Genomic DNA, 19775 nt, shown 5'->3' with positions numbered 1-19775 from the left:
CGCGAAGCCTCTGAATAGTTAAGTCAACTCAACTGTAGTAGAGGTTCCGGAAGATAAAAGAAGTTCGCCGCGGCGATATTTATTCACTGGCCTTGAACGTCACCAGTTCGCCCTTGCGCCACTTGGCGGCTTTGCCTGTCACGGCCTTGAGGGTTTTGGTCAGGCCTTCCTGCAGTTGCTCGTGGGCAGCAAATACCAGCATGACGCTGTGGCCTTCCTTGAACACAATCCCCTCGCCCTCGGCCGATGACACAAACGCGTAGTCGCCCAAGCCATACACGGTCAACTTGATATCGCGGAATTTCAGTTCGAACTTGCCACCTTCGCGGCTGGGCAATACCGCCGCGCGAAAATGGTCGCCGACCTTGAGTTCCAGGCGTGGCTTGTCGTCCACCACCAACGCGGCTTCGGTATCGATCTCAGCGACGTAGATACCTTCCGGTGTCTGCTCGGTGACGTAGACAAAACGAGATTGAAACTGCTTGACCAACTTTGCGCGCAAATCACCCAGCACGAATAACGCGTGCATATCCAGATTACTGACTGCCAAGGAAACGTCCCCACATCGAAATAGCACTGACCGCTTGAGCGGGCAGCACAAAAAAACGGCCGTTACGGCACGATCACAGACTCGTTAAAAACCTGAAGAAAACCCATAAGACCCGTACAGATAAGCGCGGCGGCCCTTATGCGAGGTCATCCGGCAACACAGCAAATCACAGGTTCAACGACCCGAGAATACGAGTCGAGCAACTTCAGAGAATAACCCGATTAAAAACACAGTTTTCCGACACGCATCACAAAAGAAAACACCTGGACATGGAACCAGGCGCGTGCCGCCAACGACAATACTAAAACAGCAACACTAGTCAAACCACCCGAAATGTGGCGGCTATAACAACAAGGTCGATCGACAGGAGCTGAGCATGCTACGACGTCAACACGACGATACGTCCTTCCACTCGCATTCATCATGTCCGGACGAACCGCAATACTACTGCTTACCTACGCCCGATGGGTACTCCCATTCCGTGCTTTATCGCGTTGTGCCGGCCGGAAGGAATTTTTTCCATATCCAGGAAGTGACCAGCGGCAGGATAAAAGGCTTTCGCAGCGATCACACCAAGGCCTGTGCATTGGCCAAAGCCCTGGAAGCCAATTTGTATAGTCTGCACGGCACACTCGTTTCGTCACCTGGCTGACTTTACTGCACAGCGGCCCTTCAACAACTGCCATACTGACCCGTCCATTGGAGTTTGCCCCGTGCGGGTCAGGTTTCATCAGTGCAGTTACCTTGAAGAGAAGCCTATACGTGACGGAATTTGATATTGGCGAATTTTTTATCCATGGCGATGCCAGGGAAGTAGACGGTGAGTTTCAAGCAGTCATCATCATGCGGGCCAAACCGCCGTTGACCACAGTGACAGCGCATCAGGTAGAGAAAGACCGCTGGTTCAAAACTGTCGACGCTGCGGCCATCGCAGCAAAAGAGGCCGCCAAGGAGCTGAAAGCCGCCGTGGATTCAGGCGCACTCAGTTCTTGATAATCCGATAGAACTCTGGCGTGCCATACCCCTCACATGCAGGACGATGATCAGCCCGCATGGAGAATGTTATGGACACCACCACCCCGACACTTGAAACCCTGTTCGAACAACTAGGCCTGGATTCCAGCCAGGAAGCCATCGAACGCTTCACCGCCGAACACCGTTTGCCGGATGACGTCAAACTCATCGACGCGCCGTTCTGGAGCGAGCAACAAGCGGCCTTCCTCAGGGAACAATTGCATATCGACGCCGAATGGGCGCCTGCGGTCGATGACCTCAACGCCCTGCTGCACGAGTCTCCCGCCGCTTGATGCAATGCAGGCTGCCTGATTGCTCCGGCGCATCAGCCCTTGCCAGGCAGCCTTGCATTCCTGCGCCTCCTCACGCCTGTTGAAGGCGGTGCTGCGTCGTATCGTTATCGCCCTGGCTTTGCACCTTGCGGTTTGTAGCCCAAACGCAAACCACCCCAATGGCGCCCCTGGACCATGATCGGCACCGACAAGTCGTGCATCAGCTCGCCGGTATCGCGCGTGTAAGTCTGCAGCAACATGGGCTGTTGATGGCTACCGCAGCGTATGCCGGTACGGTCGTCAAACTTGCGCTTGGTGCGGTTCTGCACTGCGTCCACTTGGTCATCCCCGGTCAAGGCGTGGGAAAACACTTTGTTATGCGTCGGCACGTAGCCCTGTTGGGTGCAGGCGATCGCAAACACCAAGCCTTCATGACGTGGCAACAGCGCCTCTTGAATGGCGGGCAACACCTGGTCGGTGTAAGCGTCAAACCGGGTTTTATATTTGCTCGGGCGGGTGTTCGCAATCGGCGTGTAGTTGCGGTCAAACAGATCCTCGAGGCTGATCCGGCGGCTCAGCGCATCCGCCTCGAACTGTTCGGCAATGCGCCTGGCGCCTTCGCGAGCCAAGTCGTAGATACGCTGGTGATAGTCATCCAGGCCGACTTGCGCCAGGCGCTCGCTGATGGTTTCCGCCTGCCCTTCCATTTGCACAGCGGCGTCGGCGAGCTGGCGGGTTTGCTGATCGCTTACCGTGAGGTCGCTGCGCATCTGCTCCACGGCGTGGAACAAGCTGTCGAGTTGCGTGCGGTTGGTGTCGGTGCCCTGGGCGATTTCACTGACTTGGGTTTCTACATCCGCCGCCAGGCTGGCGATGCTCGCCAGGTGTTCGCCTGCAGATTCCACCTGTTCAACACCGGTGTGCAGGTCCGCCGACAGTTGGCGAATCTGCTCCACCACCTGGGCGGTACGTTGCTGGATGTCAGCGACCATCACCCCGACTTCATCCGTGGCCGTGGCCGTACGGCCAGCGAGGCCGCGTACTTCATCGGCGACCACGGCAAAGCCACGCCCATGTTCACCGGCCCGCGCCGCCTCGATCGCCGCGTTCAGCGCCAGCAGGTTGGTCTGGCTGGCAATAGACTGGATCACCAGCGTCACACGCTGGATTTCCTCGCTGCGCTGGCTCAAGGCTTCGATCAGCTCGCGGCTGGCATCGGCACGCTGGCTGAGTTGATGCATGCGGGTGATGGACTGCACCAGCACTTCCCGGCCTTCACTGCTGCGCTGATGGGCTTGGCTGGCCGCGCCCAACGCCTGGCGGCTGAGCTGGGAAGTTACCTGTTCGGTGCTGATCATCACTTGCGCGCTGCTGACGATCTGTTGGGAGGCGCCGAGTTGCGATTGAAGACGCGCCGCCAGCTGCTTGACCGAATAGGCCACGCCCGCAGCGGAGAGTGCGTTATGGCTGGTGGTATAGGACAGATCGCGCGTCAGCTCGCCAATCGCATCGCTGGCCGCAGCGTGCGCCACCCCAGGCTTGGGACTTTTCAGGCGGGGTAGCCAGATCACCAGCAAGGCCAGCGGCAGGCACACATAAATCGGCAAGCGGGTAAACGCGAGGCCCAGCAGTAGCAGCACCAGGACGGCGCTCTGCGCGAGCGGTGTGAGCCAGCCGGTCAGCACGCGCGCCACCGATTGCGGTGGCATTGCTGCGCCCGTCAGAGATCCGTCTCCAGCCATTGTCGTTACCCCGCTGCTTGTCGTTATTGTGTCTGCATTAAACGCCACTATCGGGCCATTATCCATGGGCCTTTAGTGCAAGTGCATGCAGTAGATCAATAACCAGAGCGTAACGAATAATTCTTTGGGGAGCCGAGCCTGCGGCCCCCCGTGCAGCGCATCAGGCTTGACGCTGGTGCTTGTCGATCTGCTCGTGGCGCTCTTGCGCTTCGATGCAGTATTTGGTGGTGGGGCTGATCAGCAGGCGCTTGAGGCCGATAGGCTCGCCGCTGTCATCACACCAGCCAAAGGAATCTTCCTTGATACGTTCCAGGGCACGCTCCAGTTGCGGCAACATGCGCTGGTCGCGATCGATGGCATTGACCAGCCAGGTGCGCTCTTCTTCCACGGAAGCAGCGTCAGCCGGGTCGGCAGGCGTGTCCAGGCTTTCAATGGCGATACGGTTCTGTTCAATGCGCTCGTGGTGTTCCACTTTCATATCTTGCAGCAACTTCTCAAAAAAAGCGTGCTGTTCGGCATTCATGTAGTCATCCGCCGGCATGGCCAGCAACTTTTCCTTTGTCATTGATTTCTCTATAAAAAATACGTGCATTAAGGCGAATAAGGGAGCGTTCCGGCCGACCTCTGCAGGTCTCGGAAAGGCGCCATCCGTTCCAAGCGCCACCCGGCACTCAATTTACGAGGGGCGGCAGTCTAAGGCCGACTTGAAGGCGCAGCAACTGAAATGACAGGCATTTTTCCCGATCAACCCCCAAAAGCACCAGGACGGGCTTGGCGAACGGTCATCGGAGTGCGTTTATAGCAAGAAATTCAGTCCAGGTGAGCTATATAGAAGACAAACGGTTGAACAAGCTGGCGCATTACTCAATGTGGGAGGGGGCTTGCTCCCGATTGCGGAGTGTCAGTCGCCATCTGTTTGACTGAGCCACCGCAATCGGGAGCAAGCCCCCTCCCACATTTGACCGGTGCTGTCCTCAATATTGTCTCAACGCTTGAGCTTGCGCTTGTTGCGGTATTGGTCGATCACCACCGCCACCACGATGATCAGCCCCTTGATGATGTCCTGGATATACGCATCCACCCCGACAAAGGTAAACCCACTGGCCATCACGCCGAGGATCAGCGCGCCGATCACGGTGCCGGTGATGCGCCCTACCCCGCCCGCCAGGCTGGTGCCGCCGATCACTGCGGCCGCGATTGCGTCCAGCTCATAGGACATGCCCATGCCGGCCTGGCCGGTCGCCGCACGGGCCGAAGCCACTACGCCGGCCAGGCCAGCCAGGAGGCCGGCGATGCTGTAGACGATGATCAGGTGCCGCTTGACGTTGATCCCCGAAGTACGCGCCGCCTGCATGTTGCCGCCAATGGCGTAGGTGTACTTGCCGTACTTGGTGTAGCGCAGGGCGATATGGAAAATCACCGCCACCACCAGGAAGATGATCACCGGCATCGCGCCATGGCCGATGGCCGTGTACGAGTCAGACAGCATGCTCACCGGCTGGCCTTCGGTGTAGTAACGCGCCAGGCCACGGGCCGAGACCATCATGCCCAGGGTCGCAATGAACGGCGGGATCCCGGTCACCGCGATAATACTGCCGTTGATCGCCCCCGCCAGCAGCCCCACGCCCAGGCCCATCGCCACCGGGATCCACACCGGCAAATCGGTCAGGGACGGAAACACCGCGCGGGAAAAATCGGAAGTCTGCGCCAAACTGGCAGCGATCATCGCGGACAAGGCCAGCACCGAGCCGGACGACAGGTCGATGCCGGTGGTGATGATTACCTGGGTCACGCCTATGGCCAGCAAGCCGATGATCGACACTTGCAGGATCATCAGCACCAGGCGCTGGGAGTTCATCAAAAAGCTCTGGTCGCGCACGATCCAGCCGAACAACTCAAACACCAGGCCGATGCCGATCAGCACCAGGAAGATGCTCAATTCAGTGGGCATGCGTCGACGGTTCTTGACCGGTGCCATCGCCGGCTTGTTGTCTGTTATTGCGTTCATAGCCAATTACCTTCTTATTCTGGAGTCAGTGGACCACGGTCATACCGGAGGCCAATTGCATGACTTTTTCCTGGGTGGCCTCAGCCCGATCCAGGGTGCCCATCAGTTCGCCTTCGTGCATCACCATCACCCGGTCGCTCATGCCGAGCACTTCGGGCAGTTCCGAGGAAATCATGATCACCGCCATGCCCTCGCTGGCGAGGAAGGCGATCAGGCGGTAGATCTCGGCCTTGGCGCCCACATCGATGCCACGGGTCGGCTCATCGAGGATCAACAGTCGCGGGTTGGTCATCAGCCAGCGCGCCAGGAGCGCCTTCTGCTGGTTGCCGCCGGACAAGGTATCGATGCACTGTTCCAGCGAGGGGGTTTTTACCCGCAGCTTCTTGCACATGTCTTCGCACAAGGCGCGCAGGGCTTTCTGCTGGATGAAACCGTTGCCCGAATAGTGCGGCAACACCGCCATTTCCATGTTTTCCAGCACCGACAGGCACGGGAACAGGCCGCTGAGCTTGCGGTCCTCGGTCAACAGCGCAAAGCCCTTCTCGATGGCCATGTGCGGGTCGCTGATGCGCACCGGTTTGCCGTCGAGGGTGATCTGCCCGCTGCTGCTTGGGGTGATGCCGAAAATGGTTTCCGCCACGTTGGTGCGGCCCGAGCCCATCAACCCGGCGATGCCGAGGATTTCGCCGGCGTGCAGGTCAAACGAAACGTCCGTGAACACACCGTCCAGGCTCAGGTTGCGCACCGACAGCAACAAGTCGCCGATCGGCGTCTCGCGTACCGGGAACAACTGGCTCAGCTCACGGCCGACCATCATCGAGATCAGGCTGTCGCTGTTCATCGTGTCGGCACGCTGCAAGCCGATGTACTGGCCGTCGCGAAACACCGCCACTTCATCGGCGATGGCGAACACTTCGTTCATTTTATGCGTGATGTAGACGATGCCTTTGCCCTGGGACTTGAGGTCGGCAATGATCGAAAACAGATGGGCGACTTCCTTCTCGGTAATCGCCGAGGTCGGTTCATCCATGATCAGGATGTCGGAGTCATAGGACACGGCCTTGGCGATCTCGACCATCTGCCGCTCGGCGATGCTCAGGTTGCCGACCTGTTCTTCGGGGTCGAGGTTGATGCGCAGGCGCGCCAGCAGCTCGGCGGTACAGCGGTGCATTTCGCGGTGGTTGACCATGTGCAGGCTGTTGAGCTGCTCACGGCCGATCCAGATATTCTCGGCGATGCTCATGTGCGGCATCAGGTTGAGTTCCTGGTGGATCATCGCAATCCCGGCCTTTTGGGCCGCCAGGGGCGTTTCAAACACAATCGGCTTGCCGCGCAGGCGAATTTCGCCGGCATCGGGCTGATAGATGCCGGCGATGATTTTCATCAGCGTCGACTTGCCCGCACCGTTCTCGCCCATCAGCGCCAGCACCGTGCCGGGGCGCACCCGCAACTGCACATCGTCCAGGGCCACGACGCCGGGAAAGCCTTTGCTGATGTTGAGAATTTCCAGCAGGTAGGGTTCGTCCTGCGCCAGCGGCTGGATACCCGGCGGCTGCGAGACAGTGGCATGAGCGAGCATAGGAAGGTACTCCATCTGCAGGGCGGCCGTGACCGCCCTGCCGGCTTAGGGTTGTGAGGTCAGGGCTACTTGAAGTCTTTGACGTTGTCCGGCGTGATGAGCTTGAACGGGATCACCACGTTCTGCTCCACCGGCTCGTTCCTGGCCATCTTGCGCGCCGCTTCCACCGAGCCCACGGCCTGGCCCTTGGCATCCTGGAACGCCGAGGCGGCCATCTCTCCCTTGGTGATTGCGTTGAGGCCGTCCGGCGTGCCGTCAACCCCGGCGATCAACACGGTGCCGGGTTTGGTGCCTGCCGATTTGAGCGCCATGGACGCGCCGATCGCCATTTCGTCGTTGTTGGCCAGTACGGCATTGAACTCACGGCCCTGGGTCAGCCAGTCGTTGACCAGGGTCATGCCCCTGTCGCGCAGCCAGGTACCCGTCTGTTCCTGCTCGATCTTGATGCCCGGGTAGTTGGCCAACACTTCCTTCACGCCCTTGGTGCGGTTGGTGGTGGAGTTGTTCGCCAGGTCGCCGAGCAGGATCACGATCTTGCCCTTGCCGCCGAGTTTTTCGGCGATGTACTGCATCTGCAGCTTGCCGGCTTCAACGTCATCGGACGTCACCGCGACCACGTCCTTGGGCAAGTCTTTCTGGTCGGGACGGCGGTTGACGAACACCAGCGGAATTTTCGCTGCGGTGGCGGCCTTGATGATGTTGGCTGTCGAGGCGGTGTCCACCGGGTTGACGATGATGGCGTCGACTTTCTGGCTGATAAAGTTCTCGACCTGGCTCAGTTGCTTGACCACATCGGCGCGGGCGTCTTCGAACTGCAGTTGCACGCCGTCGCCCTTGGGATAGGACTTGGCTTGCTTGTCCATGTCTTCGCGCAGGTAGGTGAGGAAGGTGTCATCGAAGGCGGACATGCTCACGCCCACCTTGATGTCGGCGGCCGTGGCGACGCCACTGGCGAGGAGCATCGACAGGGCCAGCGCGGTAAAACGAATCGGGGTCTTCATGAACGGTCTGTCTCCACTTTCTTGTTGGTTTTATGGACGTTGCGTTTATCAGCGCTCGGCGGGCACCCGCACCACCGGCGCGCCTGGAATGCAGCAGACCAGCGCGCCCTGGTTTTCGACGCACAGCACATTGAGGAAGGAGAAGTAGAACGGCCGGGCGCGGGGCAGTGCGCGTGGCGTGTGGGCAGGGCGTAAAACTCGCAGTACAGCGTTGAAGATTTTCATCTGACGGTACCTGGTTGTTTTTGATCTTGTTTTTGTTGAGTCGCCGGGGTCGAGCCCAAGACGTACTTTATGCAACCTGGAAAAGACTTTATTGGAAAATAATTTCCATATCAACCTGTTTTAGAATTTTATTCTATTTTTGTTGCAACCACCTGCTGGCGCTCGGCGCTGAGGCGTGCGGCGTCCAATATACGGGTGGTTTCCAGCGCGTCATAGGCGTCCACGGGCAATGGGCCCTGGCCTTGCACCGCCGTTTGCAACTGCCGATAGAACTGGGTCCAGCAGCCCTTTTCAGAGGGCACTCGCTCGCGTTCCGGCCCCTGTTCGAACCAGCCCCAGCGTCGATGCTCCTCCGCGCCCCAGTGCTCGCCTTCGGTTTTCGGCGACTTGCCGGCCATCAATGCTTCTTCCTGGCCATCCAGCCCGTCCACGGTGTAACAACCCAAGGTGCCGCTGACGCGAAAACGCGGGGCCTGGCAGTTCTGCAGGGCGTTGCCCCACAAATGGGAAACCACTCCATTGGCGTGGGTCAGGGACACGAAGAAGCCGTGATCGACGTTGGGGTGCTCAGGGGTGAATTGCAATTGAGCGAATACCTTGTCCACCGGGCCGAACAATTGCAGGGCCTGATCCACCAAATGGCTGCCTAGGTCGCGCAACCAGCCGCCGCCGCTGGCATTGCCCACGGCCTGCGGGCTGTAGCGTTCGACACGGGACTCGAAACGGGTGATCTCACCCAAGGCACCGGCATCGATGAGTTTGCGCAGGGTCAGGTAATCCGAGTCCCAACGTCGGTTCTGATAGACGCTGAGCAGCGTACCTTGGCGTTCAGCGGCGGTGATCAAGGCCTGGGCCTGCTCGGCGTTAGCGGCGAAGGGCTTATCGCTGACCACCGCCACGCCATGTTCGATGGCTTCCAGCACCAGCGCCGGGCGGCCCTTGAGGGTGGTGGAGATGACCAGGGCATCGACGCCGGCTTCGACGATCTGGCCGATGCTGTCGAAGGCCTTTACCCCTGGTAGATCGGTATTCAGTTGCTGACGCCGCTCGGGTGAACGGGTCACCACCCCCACAAACGTGGCGCCCGGCAATGTTGCAATCAGTGGCGCATGAAAAAAGCGCCCTCCATGGCCATAGCCGACCAGTCCGATTCGCATAAATTCACCCCTTACTTGAAGTGCTAACCCAATCAAAATGTGGGAGGGGGCTTGCTCCCGATAGCGGAGTATCAGTCAATAAATCTGTACCTGATACACCGCCATCGGGAGCAAGTCGAATCGTCGCACCGCCCCTCCCACATTGACCCGGTTGCACCTGTGAAATTGTGATCAGCCGTAGAAGTGTGGTCGGTTTGGCAGGCTGACCTTGACGATCTGCCCACTGCCCTGCGCTTCAATACACGCATCCGCCGCCACCGCTGCCGCATAGCCATCCCACGCCGACGGCCCGCCCACCTGCCCGGCCCGCACGCTGTCAATGAACGCCTGCAATTCCACGTCATAGGCGCCGATAAACCGGTCCTTCCAATCCATCAGAATCGCATTCGACAGCTTGGCCTCGCTGCGCAGTTGCACCTGGGAAGGCTCGGGCAATTTGGCGATGCCGCTCTCCCCCACCACTTCGCACTGGATGTCGTAGCCATACTGGCAGTTGACGAACACTTCGACGTCGATGCGCGTGCCCTTGGCGGTCTCCAGCAGCACGATCTGCGGGTCGCGCAGGTGGGCCAGGGCTTTGCTGGTCTTGCGCGGGAACACCACCTGCACCGAGACGTAGTCGTCATTGAGCAGCCAACGCAGTACATCCAGTTCGTGAATCAGGGTGTCGGTAATCGCCATGTCGGTCTTGTAGTTTTCGCCCACCGTCGGGTTGCGATGCGCGCAGTGCAGCATCAGCGGCTCGCCGATCTGGCCGCTGTCGATCACGGCTTTCAAGGCGCTATAGCCTTCGTCGTAAGGGCGCATGAACCCGACTTGCACCAGACGTTTACCGTGCGCCACTTCGGCCTCGACGATCCTGCGGCAGCCTTCGGCGGTCACGGCCAGGGGTTTCTCGCAGAACACCGGTTTACCCGCAGCGATGGCGGCGAGCACGAACTCCTCGTGGCTCGGCCCCCACGAGGTCACCAGTATGGCTTGCACCTGCGGCGAGTTGATCAGCGCGTGACCATCCGGGTATACCTCGGCGTCCAGCTTCAACTCGGCCACCACCTTAGCCGCCTGTTCCAGGTTGATATCGGTGACCGCCACCACCTGGCTATTGAGCAGGGTCTGGCTGCAACGACGAATATGGTCACGGCCGATGGCACCGGTACCGATCACTCCAAGCTTCAACGACATACAAACACTCCTCTTGTTATTAGTACTGCCGGGCCTTGGCCAGGTGTTCATTGAGTTTTTTCGCGGCGGCGTTGGTGCGTTCGCTGGTGGACACCTGCGCCACGCCCACCCGCCACCACGACAGGTAGCCGTGCACCATGGTCTTGGGCAGTACCTTGATATCGATCAGGGTCGACACGGTTTGAGTACGCGCATCGGCCAGAGCCGCTTCAAGCTGTTCCACGCTGCTGACCTTGTAGGTCTTGCAGCCGTAAGCCGCCGCGCTCATGGCGAAATCCACCGGCACCAGGCCGCCGTCGAGCTTGCCGCTCTCGGGGTTGCGATAGCGGAACTCGGTGCCAAAGCTGTCCATGCCGTTGCCGATCTGCAGGTTGTTGATGCAACCGAAGGCCATGTTGTCGAGCAGCACCACGTTGATCTTGCGCCGCTCCTGGATCGAGGTGGCCAACTCCGAATGCAGCATCATGTAGGAGCCATCGCCGACCAGCGCGTACACCTCTTTGCTCGGCTCGGCCAGCTTCACACCAAGGGCGGCGTTGATCTCGTAGCCCATGCACGAATAGCCGTACTCGACGTGGTAGGTGTTGACGCCCTTGCTGCGCCAGGCGCGCTGCAGATCGCCGGGCAGGCTGCCAGCGGCGGCGACGATGATTGCGTCATCGGCGAGCGTCGCGTTGAGCACGCCAAGCACTCGGCTTTGGGTCAGGCATGAGCCGGTCAGCTCGATGAATTCGCGCAGTACCGCGCGGTCCAGGTGGTCGTCGACTTCCGGCACGAAGTCATCACCGTGGTATTCGACCTGATGCACGCGGTCCACTTCGGCATCCAACTGCGCCTTGGCATCAGCAATCTGCTCGCCCCAGCCGGAACGGTAATCACCGAGGGCATCGGCCAACGCTTCGAGGGCAACCTTGGCGTCGGCCAGCACTTGCACGCCGTCGAGTTTCAACGCATCGCCGGGGCAAATATTGAGGTTGAGAAACTTTACCTCGGCGTGCTTGAACAGGGATTTGGACGACGTGGTGAAGTCGGTATAACGGGTGCCGATGCCGATGATCAGATCCGCTTCGGGCGCCAGCAGGTTGGCCGCCAGGCAGCCGGTCTCACCAATGCCGCCAACGTTCAGCGGGTGGATGGACACCACCGCGCTCTTGCCCGCCTGGGTTTCGGCGAAGGGAATATCGAAGCGCTCGGCGAAGGCCTGCAACGCGGCATTCGCGCCGGAGTATTTAACCCCGCCACCGCAGATGATCAACGGTTTGCGCTTGCCGCTGAAGGCCGCCAACGCATCGCCAAGCATCGCGGCGGTGGCTGGGCGACGCTCAATACGGTGCACGCGCTTTTGCAGGAAATAGTCGGGATAGTCCCAGGCTTCGGCCTGCACGTCCTGGGGCAGGGCCAAGGTCACCGCGCCGGTGTCGGCGGGGTCGGTGAGCACGCGCATCGCATGAATCGCCGCCGTCATCAGTTGCTCGGGACGGTTGATGCGGTCCCAGTATTTACTCACCGAACGGAATGCATCGTTGGTACTGATGCTCAAGTCGTGGAACTGTTCGACCTGTTGCAGCACCGGGTCCGGTTGACGGCTGGCATAGACATCGCCCGGCAACAGCAGCAACGGAATACGGTTGGCCGTCGCGGTCGCCGCGGCGGTGAGCATATTTGCCGCGCCGGGCCCGACCGATGCGGTACACGCGTAGATCTTGCGCCGCAGGTGCTGCTTGGCGAAACCGATGGCAGCGTGGGCCATGCCCTGCTCGTTACGGCCCTGATGCACCACCAGGTCGCCGCTGTCCTGCTCCAGCGCCTGGCCCAGGCCCAGCACATTGCCGTGGCCGAATATCGTGAACACGCCGGCGACGAATTTGCTCTGCACGCCATCGACTTCGATGTATTGGTTATCCAGGAACTTCACCAGGGCCTGGGCCATGGTCAGTCGGGTTGTGGTCATGTCGCGCCCCTTAACGTTTTTGCAGGTGGGCGATGCTTGCCCCCAAGGCCTGCTGGATATCCGCCAGCTCATGCACACTTGTGGCAAACGGCTCGAACGACAGGTGGCCGCTGTAGCCAGTGCTCAGCAAGGTGTCGATCTGCGCGGCGTTACCGAGGATGTCGCCCTCGCCCACCAGCACGCGGTGGCCGTCGCGGATCGAATTGAGCGGCGCCTCGGCATCTTCCACGCCGGAGATGTGCACCAGCCCGGTCAGCTCAGGGAAGAACTCGTGCTCGCCGGCCAAGTGATGATGGAAGGTGTCGTGCACCAGGCGGAACACATCCAGGCCGCCGATGGACTGGATCGCGTCCACCGCCACGCGCTTGCGGCGCATGGCGCATTCTTCGAAGCCCAGCGGTTCGATAAAACCGAGAATCCCGTGCTCGCGCAGGATCGGCGCCAACTCGCTTAGCGCCGTGCGCAAACCGGCGGCGCGCTGGGCTTCGTTGCGGGTGTCGCCCGGCTCGTTGAACGGGCACATCACCAGGCCTTGCGCGCCACATTCCCGGGCATAGGTGGCCAGCTCGATCGCTTGGGCACGGCGCTCGTCATTCCACACATCAAAGGGGTACAAGGCGTTGATCGACAGCACCTTGATGCCCTGGGCCGCGCACAATTGGCGCACGCGGCTGGCCGGGGCGCCGTATTCGATCTGGCGGTCCTTGAGGTCATTGCGGATCTCGATGGCGTCGCACTTCAAGGCCACGGCCAACTGGATGAAATCCGGCAGGGACAGGTTGGGCGCGACCATGCGGTTAAGGGCAAAACGTAACGGCGACTTCATTGTTGTTGTTCTCCATGCAAAACCGTTCAGAGGTCCAGCAGCCAACTGTGCTGCGGGTCGTTATGGAAGTGCCAGGCGCGCTTGGGGCCGGCCATCACGTTCAGATAATACGACTCGTAGCCGTACGGCACGCTGACCGGGTGATAGCCCTTGGGCACCACCACCAGGTCACTGTTTTCCACGGCCATGGCCTGGTCGATGCTGCGATCGTCGGTGTAGACCCGCTGGAACACGAAGCCCTGGGGCGGGTTGACCTGGTGGTAGTAGGTTTCTTCCAGAAAGCTCTGGTGCGGCAGGTCATCAAGGTCGTGCTTGTGCGGCGGGTAGCTCGACGAATGCCCGGACGGCGTGCGCACTTCCACCACCAGCAGCGAATGCGCCGGCTCGCTGTCGGGCAGGATGTCGCACACGTAGCGGGTGTTGGCGCCCTTGCCACGCACGCTGCGCTTGCACTGCTCCGGACGGATCAGGCGCGGGGTGTAACCGCTCGCACCGGGCGCGGCGCAGACAGCGATCTGCACGTCACTCAAGGCGCTGACCAGGGCCTGGGTGCCCGGCGGCAGGTAGGCGGCGAACGGGGATTTGTCCTCGAATACCGATTGACGGTCCCCCAGGTTCTGCCAGTCGAAGCCCTCGCCTTCGATATTCACCCGGCCGCTGAGCAGCACCAGGCACAGTTCTTTATCGCCGGCGCTGACCGGCAAGGTTTCGCCCAGGCTCAGGCGATAGGCGCTAAAGCCCACATACTCCAGGCGCCCGGCTTCCAGGGCGACCATGGTTTGCCCACGTTTATTGCTCTTGACCAGCAAGCTCATGGTTAAGTCCTCTCGTTGAGCAGCGCACGCAAGGTGTCATAGCCCTTTTTTGCATAGATGTAGCTGGGCGCCACGGCCGGGTCCTGCTCGGCCTCGACCACCAGCCAGCCCGCGTAGTTGGCGGCCAACAGCACATCGAGCAATTCGGCAAAGTCGATATCGCCATCGCCGGGTACGGTGAAGGTGCCGTTGACGATGCAGTCGGGAAAGCTCCACATCTGGTTGCGCGCCAGTTGCACCACGGGTTTGCGCACGTCCTTGAAATGCACATGGCAGATGCGCGCGATGTGTTTGCGCAGCACCTCAAGGGGTTCGCCGCCGCCCATGTAACAGTGGCCCGAATCGAACAGCAGGCCGACTTCCGGGCCGGTGCGTGCCATCAACTGATCGATATCCTCGGGCGATTCGACATAGGCGCCCATATGGTGGTGGTAAGCCAGGCGCACGCCCTGGGACAGGGTGAACCGCGCCAGTTCTGTGAGTTTGTCGGCATAGGCCTGCCACGCCTGTTCACTGTGAAAACGCGGGCGTTCGATCAAACGGATGCGCGAACCCTGGATCGAATCGGCCACTTCGCCATACACCAATACGCTCGCGCCGTTCTGTTTGAGCAACTCGACGTGGCCGGCGATGGCCTCGATTTCTTCAGCCACCGAACGCCGCGCCAGGCGGCTGGAATACCAGCCGGACACCAGCGCCAGGTCGTAGGGACGCAGTACGTCGCCGACACCTTTGGCGTCCTTGGGGAATTTGCCGTTGAGTTCAAAACCTTCGTAGCCGATTTCCTTGCCTTCGCTCAAGGCGGTGCTCAGCGGCGTTTCACCGCCGAGGGCCGGCAGGTCGTCGTTGCTCCAGGAGATCGGGTTGATGCCAATTCGGATTGCGGGCATGGCTGCACCTTTATTGTTTTCAGGTATCACTGAGATCTGCTTCTGCTTTATGTGGGAGGGGGCTTGCTCCCGATAGCGGTGTGTCAGGCAACACTCCTGTAACTGAACTATCGCTATCGGGAGCAAGCCCCCTCCCACATTGGAATTGCATTGCATATTTGGAACTGTGATCAGGTTCGGGCGCTGCGCCAAGCGTTGATGAGCTGTTCGAAGGTAGCCTGTACCTGCTGAATCAGGACTTCATCATCGATCTCCCCCGCCATCCACGCGCGGCTCGGTTCCTGGAAGATCGTGCGGCCCACGGCAAAACCTCGGCAGGTCGTGCTGCGGCTGGCTTGCCGGAAGCCGTCGGCGAGGCATTCGGCCGAGGCGTTCAGGCCCAACAGCACCACACCCCGGCAGTACGGGTCACGTTCTTCGATCAGTTCGTCGAGCTTTTGCCAGTCCTCGGCCGATTGCGCCTCGATCTTCCACCACGCCGGGTAGATGCCCAGGTTGTACAGGCGCTTGAGGCTGCGGTAGAGCACGTCGGGATAGGTCGAGGGGTGATCCTTGGGCGGGATGACCTCCAGCAGCAGTTCATGCCCGCTGACAATCGACGCCTCGTACACCGCCTTGAGCTGCGCTTCCTGTTCCAGGCGCAGCAGCGGCGCGTCATCGGGATGAAATTGCACCAGGCACTTGATGATCTGTTCCTGAGGCCAGGCGATCAGGTTGCTGCCGATGGAGCGGCCATGCTCGAACGCCAAGGGCCGCGAGTTCTGCACTTCCACCGGGCGGGCGATCCACCAGCCCCGGCCGCTGGCCGCGTTGAGCGCGTCCTGGCCAAAGCGCTGGTCGGCGAGCAGGCCGACGTCGGCTTCAATGCCCTGATCAGCCAGTTTTTTCTCGACGCGTTCGATGGCCTGAATAAACAGTTGCTTGGCATCACTGATGCGCGCCAGATCCTGGCCGCCGCGTTGGGCCAGGTCGACCAGCTGCCAGCGGTGGTCGAAGGCGAACACGAACAGTTGCTTCCAGGTTTTGCGCGGCACGCTGACGCGATGCAGGCGTTGCAGGGTCGCGTCCTGGTCCGGCCGAGTAATCGGCACCGGGCTGTTGAACAGGTATTCCAACTCGACAGGTGTGGGCATGGCCGGCGCGCAGGCGTGGCGCGACACCACCAGGCCGCCGCAGGCATTGGCCAACTGGCTGCAACGCTCATCGGTTGCGTCGTTGAGCCAGCCACTGAGGAAGCCCGACATAAACGCATCGCCGGCGCCCAACACATTGAGCACTTCCACGCGCACGCCGGGGTAGATCGCCCCGTCCTCCAGGCGCTCCGGGATAGCGCCATGGATCACCGTGCAGCCCTGTGGGCCGAGCTTGACCACCAGGGTCGCGGACGTCAGTTCACGCACTTTGCGCAGTGCGGTGAGCAAGTCTTCACTGCCGCCGGCGATCAGGAATTCTTCTTCGGTGCCGACGATCAGGTCGAAGCGCGGCAGGATCTTCTGTACATGCTCGCTGACCTGCTGGTCGGCGACGAAACGGGTCTCGCCATCAGCCTTGCCGGCCAAGCCCCACAATACCGGGCGGTAATCGATGTCGAGCACGCGCTTGACGTTGTGCCGGGCCGCGTAATCCAGCGCCTGGATGCTGGCCTTGTACACGCCATCGGTAGAGAAATGCGTGCCGGTGATCAGCAGCGCCTTGCTGGAGGCAATGAAGGCTTCGCTGATGTCTTCGGCGCGCAGGGCCATGTCGGCGCAGTTTTCGCGGTAGAACACCAAGGGGAAGGTTTCACGGTCCTTGAGGCCGAGCAGCACCAGGGCGGTGAGGCGTTCCGGGTCGACCTTGACAGCGCTGACGTCGCAGCCTTCACGGGCCAGGGATTCCAGGAGGAAGCGGCCCATGTGGTCGTCGCCCACGCGGCTGAGCATGGCCGACTTGAGCCCCAGCCGCGCCGTGCCGAAGGCGATATTGGCGGAGGAACCGCCGAGGTATTTGGCGAAGCTGGACACGTCCTCAAGCCGCGCCCCCACTTGCTGCGCATAGAGGTCGACGCCCAGGCGTCCGAGGCAAATCAGATCCAATTGACGCCCACTGGCAAAACGAGTCTGGCCCATGCTGGCTCCTGTTATTTTTATCAGCCTGCGTTGTGCCGCCGTGGCGACGGCAAACGCTCTTGGTGGGAGCAGACTAGAACGTCCGGCGGCCGCAATCAATATTTATTCCATAATTATTTTTAGTGGAATATTTTTTCCAATAAGCCAGCATAATGCTGCGGCAGCCGTCGTGCATCGTTTCAGCAGCCCAGGCGGGCCGTGATGCCGAGGTATTTTTTTACGCCTACCCTGTAGACTTGCGCCACCCATCAGCGCACCAGACGAACACGCCAGAAGGATTGCCCATGTCCCGCACCGATCCCGAGACCCACCTGGAAGATACGATCGCCAGCCCTCCGATCAATGCCGAACGCCTGTTGCAGCTGATCACCGACGAATACGAAAGCCTGCCGCGCCAACTCAAGCGCATCGCCAGCTACATGAGCCAGCAGAGCGACCGGATCATGGTCGACCGCATCAGCGACATCGCCCGTGAATGCGAAGTGCATCCCTCGGCCATCGTGCGCTTCTCCCAGCGTTTCGGCTTCAGCGGGTTCAGTGAGATGCAGGCGCTGTTTCGCGAGGCGTACACCCACAAGACCACGCCGGTGCAGAACTACCAGCAACGCATCCGCAGCATGATCGCCAATAAGTCGCAGAAGGCCAGCGGCGGCGACCTGGCGCGTGAATGCGTCAACGCAACGCTGTCGGGCATCGAGCGCCTGGGGATGGAGCTCGACGACGTTGCCTTCGACAAGGCCGTGGACCTGGTGGTCAATGCCGACAATATCTACGTGGTCGGTGTGCGCCGCTCATTCGCGGTGGCCGATTACCTGGTCTACAACCTGCAGCACACCAACAAGCGCATCCACCTGATCTCGGGCCTGGGCGGCAGCTACCGCGAACAGATGCGCAGCGTGCGCGCCAATGACCTGGTCATCGCCATCAGCTTCACGCCCTACGGCAAAGAGACCCAGCACTGCCTGCGCATCGCCCAGCACCATCAGGCCAAGACCCTGATCATCACCGACAGCAACCTGTCGCCCCTGGCCAAGCGGGCAAACGCGGTGTTATTGGTCAATGAAGGCTCGTCGTTCGCCTTCCGCTCACTGAGCGCGACGTTGTGCCTGTGCCAGGCATTGTTCATTGCGGTGGCGTATCGCTTGGAACTGAAAGTGGATGAGATTCACGAGCAGGTAGGGTTCGACGACTGAAGCGGGCTCACCGCAAACCAAATGTGGGAGGGGGCTTGCTCCCGATGGCGGTGTGTCAGTCGCTTGCAGCATCGACTGTTCCACCGCCATCGGGAGCAAGCCCCCTCCCACATGGGACCGAGTAATGCTCGGGTTTAGTGCATGAAGATTGCGATCAGGATGATCAACGGAATTGGAATGCCGAGGAACCACAGCAGTAATGAGCGCATCATGTTCTCCTTGAATTAACGAACGTAGGTTTCGGTTTCGACGTACACCACAGCATCGCGGCGGCGACCGCCGAAGGTGGCGGCGAAGCTGGCGAAGAACGCGCCGATCAGCAGGGCAACGAAGGTCCACAGCGACGTATAGGCAGCCACTTTGGCGGCTGTATCAGCGGCTTGCTTGGCTTTGACCTTGGCATCTTCGATGGCTTTGCGGGCATCGCCATACACTTTGTCGATACGCGCTTCGGCATCGGCCTGGCTGAGGTTGGTGCGCTGGCTGATCAACTGGGCCAGGTAGGTACGGTCTTCCGGCGCCAGTTGGCCATCATTGCTCAGGGTGCGAGCGAAGATGCGACCGACCACGGCATGTGCGGCGTCATCGCTGACAGCTGCAGGGCGATCGTCGCGGAACAGGCTGTCGACGTAGTAGCCGAAATCACCGCTGTGTGCGCCTTTTGCTGCGTTGCCGGCGGCTTGAGTCATGCTGCTGGCGGCACCCGAGGCAACGCTGGCACCGGCTTTCACGCCGCCGCTGACCACACTGCTGACCGAACCGACCACCAGCATCGCCGTGATCAGCGTCGCCACTGCCCAGGCCAGGAACCCATGAGCGGTGTCGCGAAAGTACACTTCATCGCCATGCATGTTGGCCCACTTCACGCGCAACCGGCCAGCAATGTAGCCGCCCAGGCCCGACGCGACGATTTGGGTGAAAGCCAGCCAGACAATCGTGGAAATGCCAAGCCCCTTGGCACTCATGCCGCTGTCGGCCCACGGCGATACCGCCGAAAAGCCCAGGCCGAAGCCCAGCAGCACCAGGATCAGGGACAGCGCAGCCGCCGCAGCGGCACCAGCAAAAATCGCCCCCCAGGAAACCCCGGAGAGCGCGCTCGACTCTTGCAGCGTGGATGAGGATGTGATCATTGTTGTTTTGCTCCAGGCATGAAAAATAGTGTTACAAGTCTCAAAAAGGACAGTGCAGGCAGCGTGCCAGCGTAAACAAAAAATAAAATCCTTATATTTCAGCAAGTTAACTAAATTGAACTTCCTAAAGCC

Annotated in this window: 19 protein-coding genes; 4 read left to right on the top strand and 15 right to left on the bottom strand. The window is 60.5% G+C overall.

Annotated elements, in window-relative coordinates; translation table 11 throughout:
* Positions 1-79: 79 nt before the first annotated feature.
* Positions 80-550, bottom strand: coding sequence for a hypothetical protein (locus tag C4J91_RS13045; protein ID WP_124362711.1), 471 nt, complete (start codon positions 548-550; stop codon positions 80-82).
* Positions 551-1312: 762 nt separating this feature from the next.
* Between C4J91_RS13045 and C4J91_RS13035 the strand changes: the two genes are divergently transcribed.
* Positions 1313-1543 (top strand): hypothetical protein, encoded by a 231-nt coding sequence (locus tag C4J91_RS13035; RefSeq protein WP_124362709.1) that lies wholly within the window; start codon positions 1313-1315, stop codon positions 1541-1543.
* A 71-nt stretch (positions 1544-1614) separates the two neighbouring features.
* On the top strand, positions 1615-1857 hold the full coding sequence (locus tag C4J91_RS13030) for a DUF2789 domain-containing protein (protein ID WP_124362708.1): 243 nt from the start codon (positions 1615-1617) through the stop codon (positions 1855-1857).
* 104 nt (positions 1858-1961) lie between these two features.
* Here C4J91_RS13030 and C4J91_RS13025 read toward each other — a convergent pair whose 3' ends face one another.
* The 13 genes from C4J91_RS13025 to iolC all read right to left on the bottom strand — a co-directional run bounded on the left by C4J91_RS13025 (position 1962) and on the right by iolC (position 17320).
* Complete coding sequence (locus C4J91_RS13025; RefSeq protein ID WP_372238313.1) at positions 1962-3194, bottom strand: methyl-accepting chemotaxis protein; 1233 nt, start codon at positions 3192-3194, stop codon at positions 1962-1964.
* A 544-nt stretch (positions 3195-3738) separates the two neighbouring features.
* Positions 3739-4143 carry a TraR/DksA C4-type zinc finger protein gene (locus tag C4J91_RS13020; RefSeq protein ID WP_003191666.1) on the bottom strand — a complete coding sequence of 135 codons (405 nt, stop codon included), beginning with the start codon at positions 4141-4143 and terminating at the stop codon, positions 3739-3741.
* A gap of 420 nt (positions 4144-4563) precedes the next feature.
* Positions 4564-5586, bottom strand: a complete 1023-nt coding sequence (locus C4J91_RS13015; protein WP_124362706.1) for an ABC transporter permease — start codon at positions 5584-5586, stop codon at positions 4564-4566.
* Between the two features lie 25 nt (positions 5587-5611).
* On the bottom strand, positions 5612-7165 hold the full coding sequence (locus tag C4J91_RS13010; protein ID WP_124362705.1) for a sugar ABC transporter ATP-binding protein: 1554 nt from the start codon (positions 7163-7165) through the stop codon (positions 5612-5614).
* A 65-nt stretch (positions 7166-7230) separates the two neighbouring features.
* The gene (locus tag C4J91_RS13005; RefSeq protein WP_124362704.1) at positions 7231-8166 is read right to left on the bottom strand and encodes a sugar ABC transporter substrate-binding protein; all 936 of its coding nucleotides are present in this window, start codon (positions 8164-8166) and stop codon (positions 7231-7233) included.
* A gap of 48 nt (positions 8167-8214) precedes the next feature.
* On the bottom strand, positions 8215-8391 hold the full coding sequence (locus C4J91_RS27565) for a hypothetical protein (RefSeq protein WP_163001556.1): 177 nt from the start codon (positions 8389-8391) through the stop codon (positions 8215-8217).
* A gap of 128 nt (positions 8392-8519) precedes the next feature.
* Positions 8520-9548, bottom strand: coding sequence for a Gfo/Idh/MocA family oxidoreductase (locus C4J91_RS13000; RefSeq protein WP_124362703.1), 1029 nt, complete (start codon positions 9546-9548; stop codon positions 8520-8522).
* A gap of 171 nt (positions 9549-9719) precedes the next feature.
* The gene (locus C4J91_RS12995; RefSeq protein WP_124362702.1) at positions 9720-10730 is read right to left on the bottom strand and encodes a Gfo/Idh/MocA family protein; all 1011 of its coding nucleotides are present in this window, start codon (positions 10728-10730) and stop codon (positions 9720-9722) included.
* Positions 10731-10749: 19 nt separating this feature from the next.
* The gene (gene iolD, locus C4J91_RS12990) at positions 10750-12681 is read right to left on the bottom strand and encodes a 3D-(3,5/4)-trihydroxycyclohexane-1,2-dione acylhydrolase (decyclizing) (RefSeq protein ID WP_124362701.1); all 1932 of its coding nucleotides are present in this window, start codon (positions 12679-12681) and stop codon (positions 10750-10752) included.
* Positions 12682-12691: 10 nt separating this feature from the next.
* Positions 12692-13507 (bottom strand): TIM barrel protein, encoded by an 816-nt coding sequence (locus tag C4J91_RS12985; protein WP_124362700.1) that lies wholly within the window; start codon positions 13505-13507, stop codon positions 12692-12694.
* A gap of 26 nt (positions 13508-13533) precedes the next feature.
* Positions 13534-14322: a 5-deoxy-glucuronate isomerase gene (gene iolB, locus C4J91_RS12980; RefSeq protein ID WP_124362699.1), complete on the bottom strand. Its 789-nt coding sequence runs from the start codon at positions 14320-14322 to the stop codon at positions 13534-13536.
* 2 nt (positions 14323-14324) lie between these two features.
* Positions 14325-15212, bottom strand: coding sequence for a myo-inosose-2 dehydratase (gene iolE, locus C4J91_RS12975; RefSeq protein ID WP_124362698.1), 888 nt, complete (start codon positions 15210-15212; stop codon positions 14325-14327).
* Between the two features lie 170 nt (positions 15213-15382).
* Positions 15383-17320 (bottom strand): 5-dehydro-2-deoxygluconokinase, encoded by a 1938-nt coding sequence (gene iolC / locus C4J91_RS12970; protein ID WP_124362697.1) that lies wholly within the window; start codon positions 17318-17320, stop codon positions 15383-15385.
* Between iolC and C4J91_RS12965 the strand changes: the two genes are divergently transcribed.
* Positions 17319-17522 (top strand): hypothetical protein, encoded by a 204-nt coding sequence (locus C4J91_RS12965; protein WP_124362696.1) that lies wholly within the window; start codon positions 17319-17321, stop codon positions 17520-17522. The genes iolC and C4J91_RS12965 overlap by 2 nt on opposite strands.
* 82 nt (positions 17523-17604) lie before the next feature.
* On the top strand, positions 17605-18513 hold the full coding sequence (locus tag C4J91_RS12960; RefSeq protein WP_124362695.1) for a MurR/RpiR family transcriptional regulator: 909 nt from the start codon (positions 17605-17607) through the stop codon (positions 18511-18513).
* 224 nt (positions 18514-18737) lie between these two features.
* Here C4J91_RS12960 and C4J91_RS12955 read toward each other — a convergent pair whose 3' ends face one another.
* Entirely contained in the window at positions 18738-19643 is a 906-nt protein-coding gene (locus C4J91_RS12955) for a hypothetical protein (protein ID WP_124362694.1), read from the bottom strand.
* Positions 19644-19775: the final 132 nt, after the last annotated feature.

Origin of the sequence: Pseudomonas sp. R3-52-08 (assembly GCF_003851745.1) — a bacterium.
GTDB lineage: Bacteria > Pseudomonadota > Gammaproteobacteria > Pseudomonadales > Pseudomonadaceae > Aquipseudomonas.
Note: the sequence above shows the minus strand (reverse complement) of the source record. Positions and strands in the feature narration are given on the sequence as shown.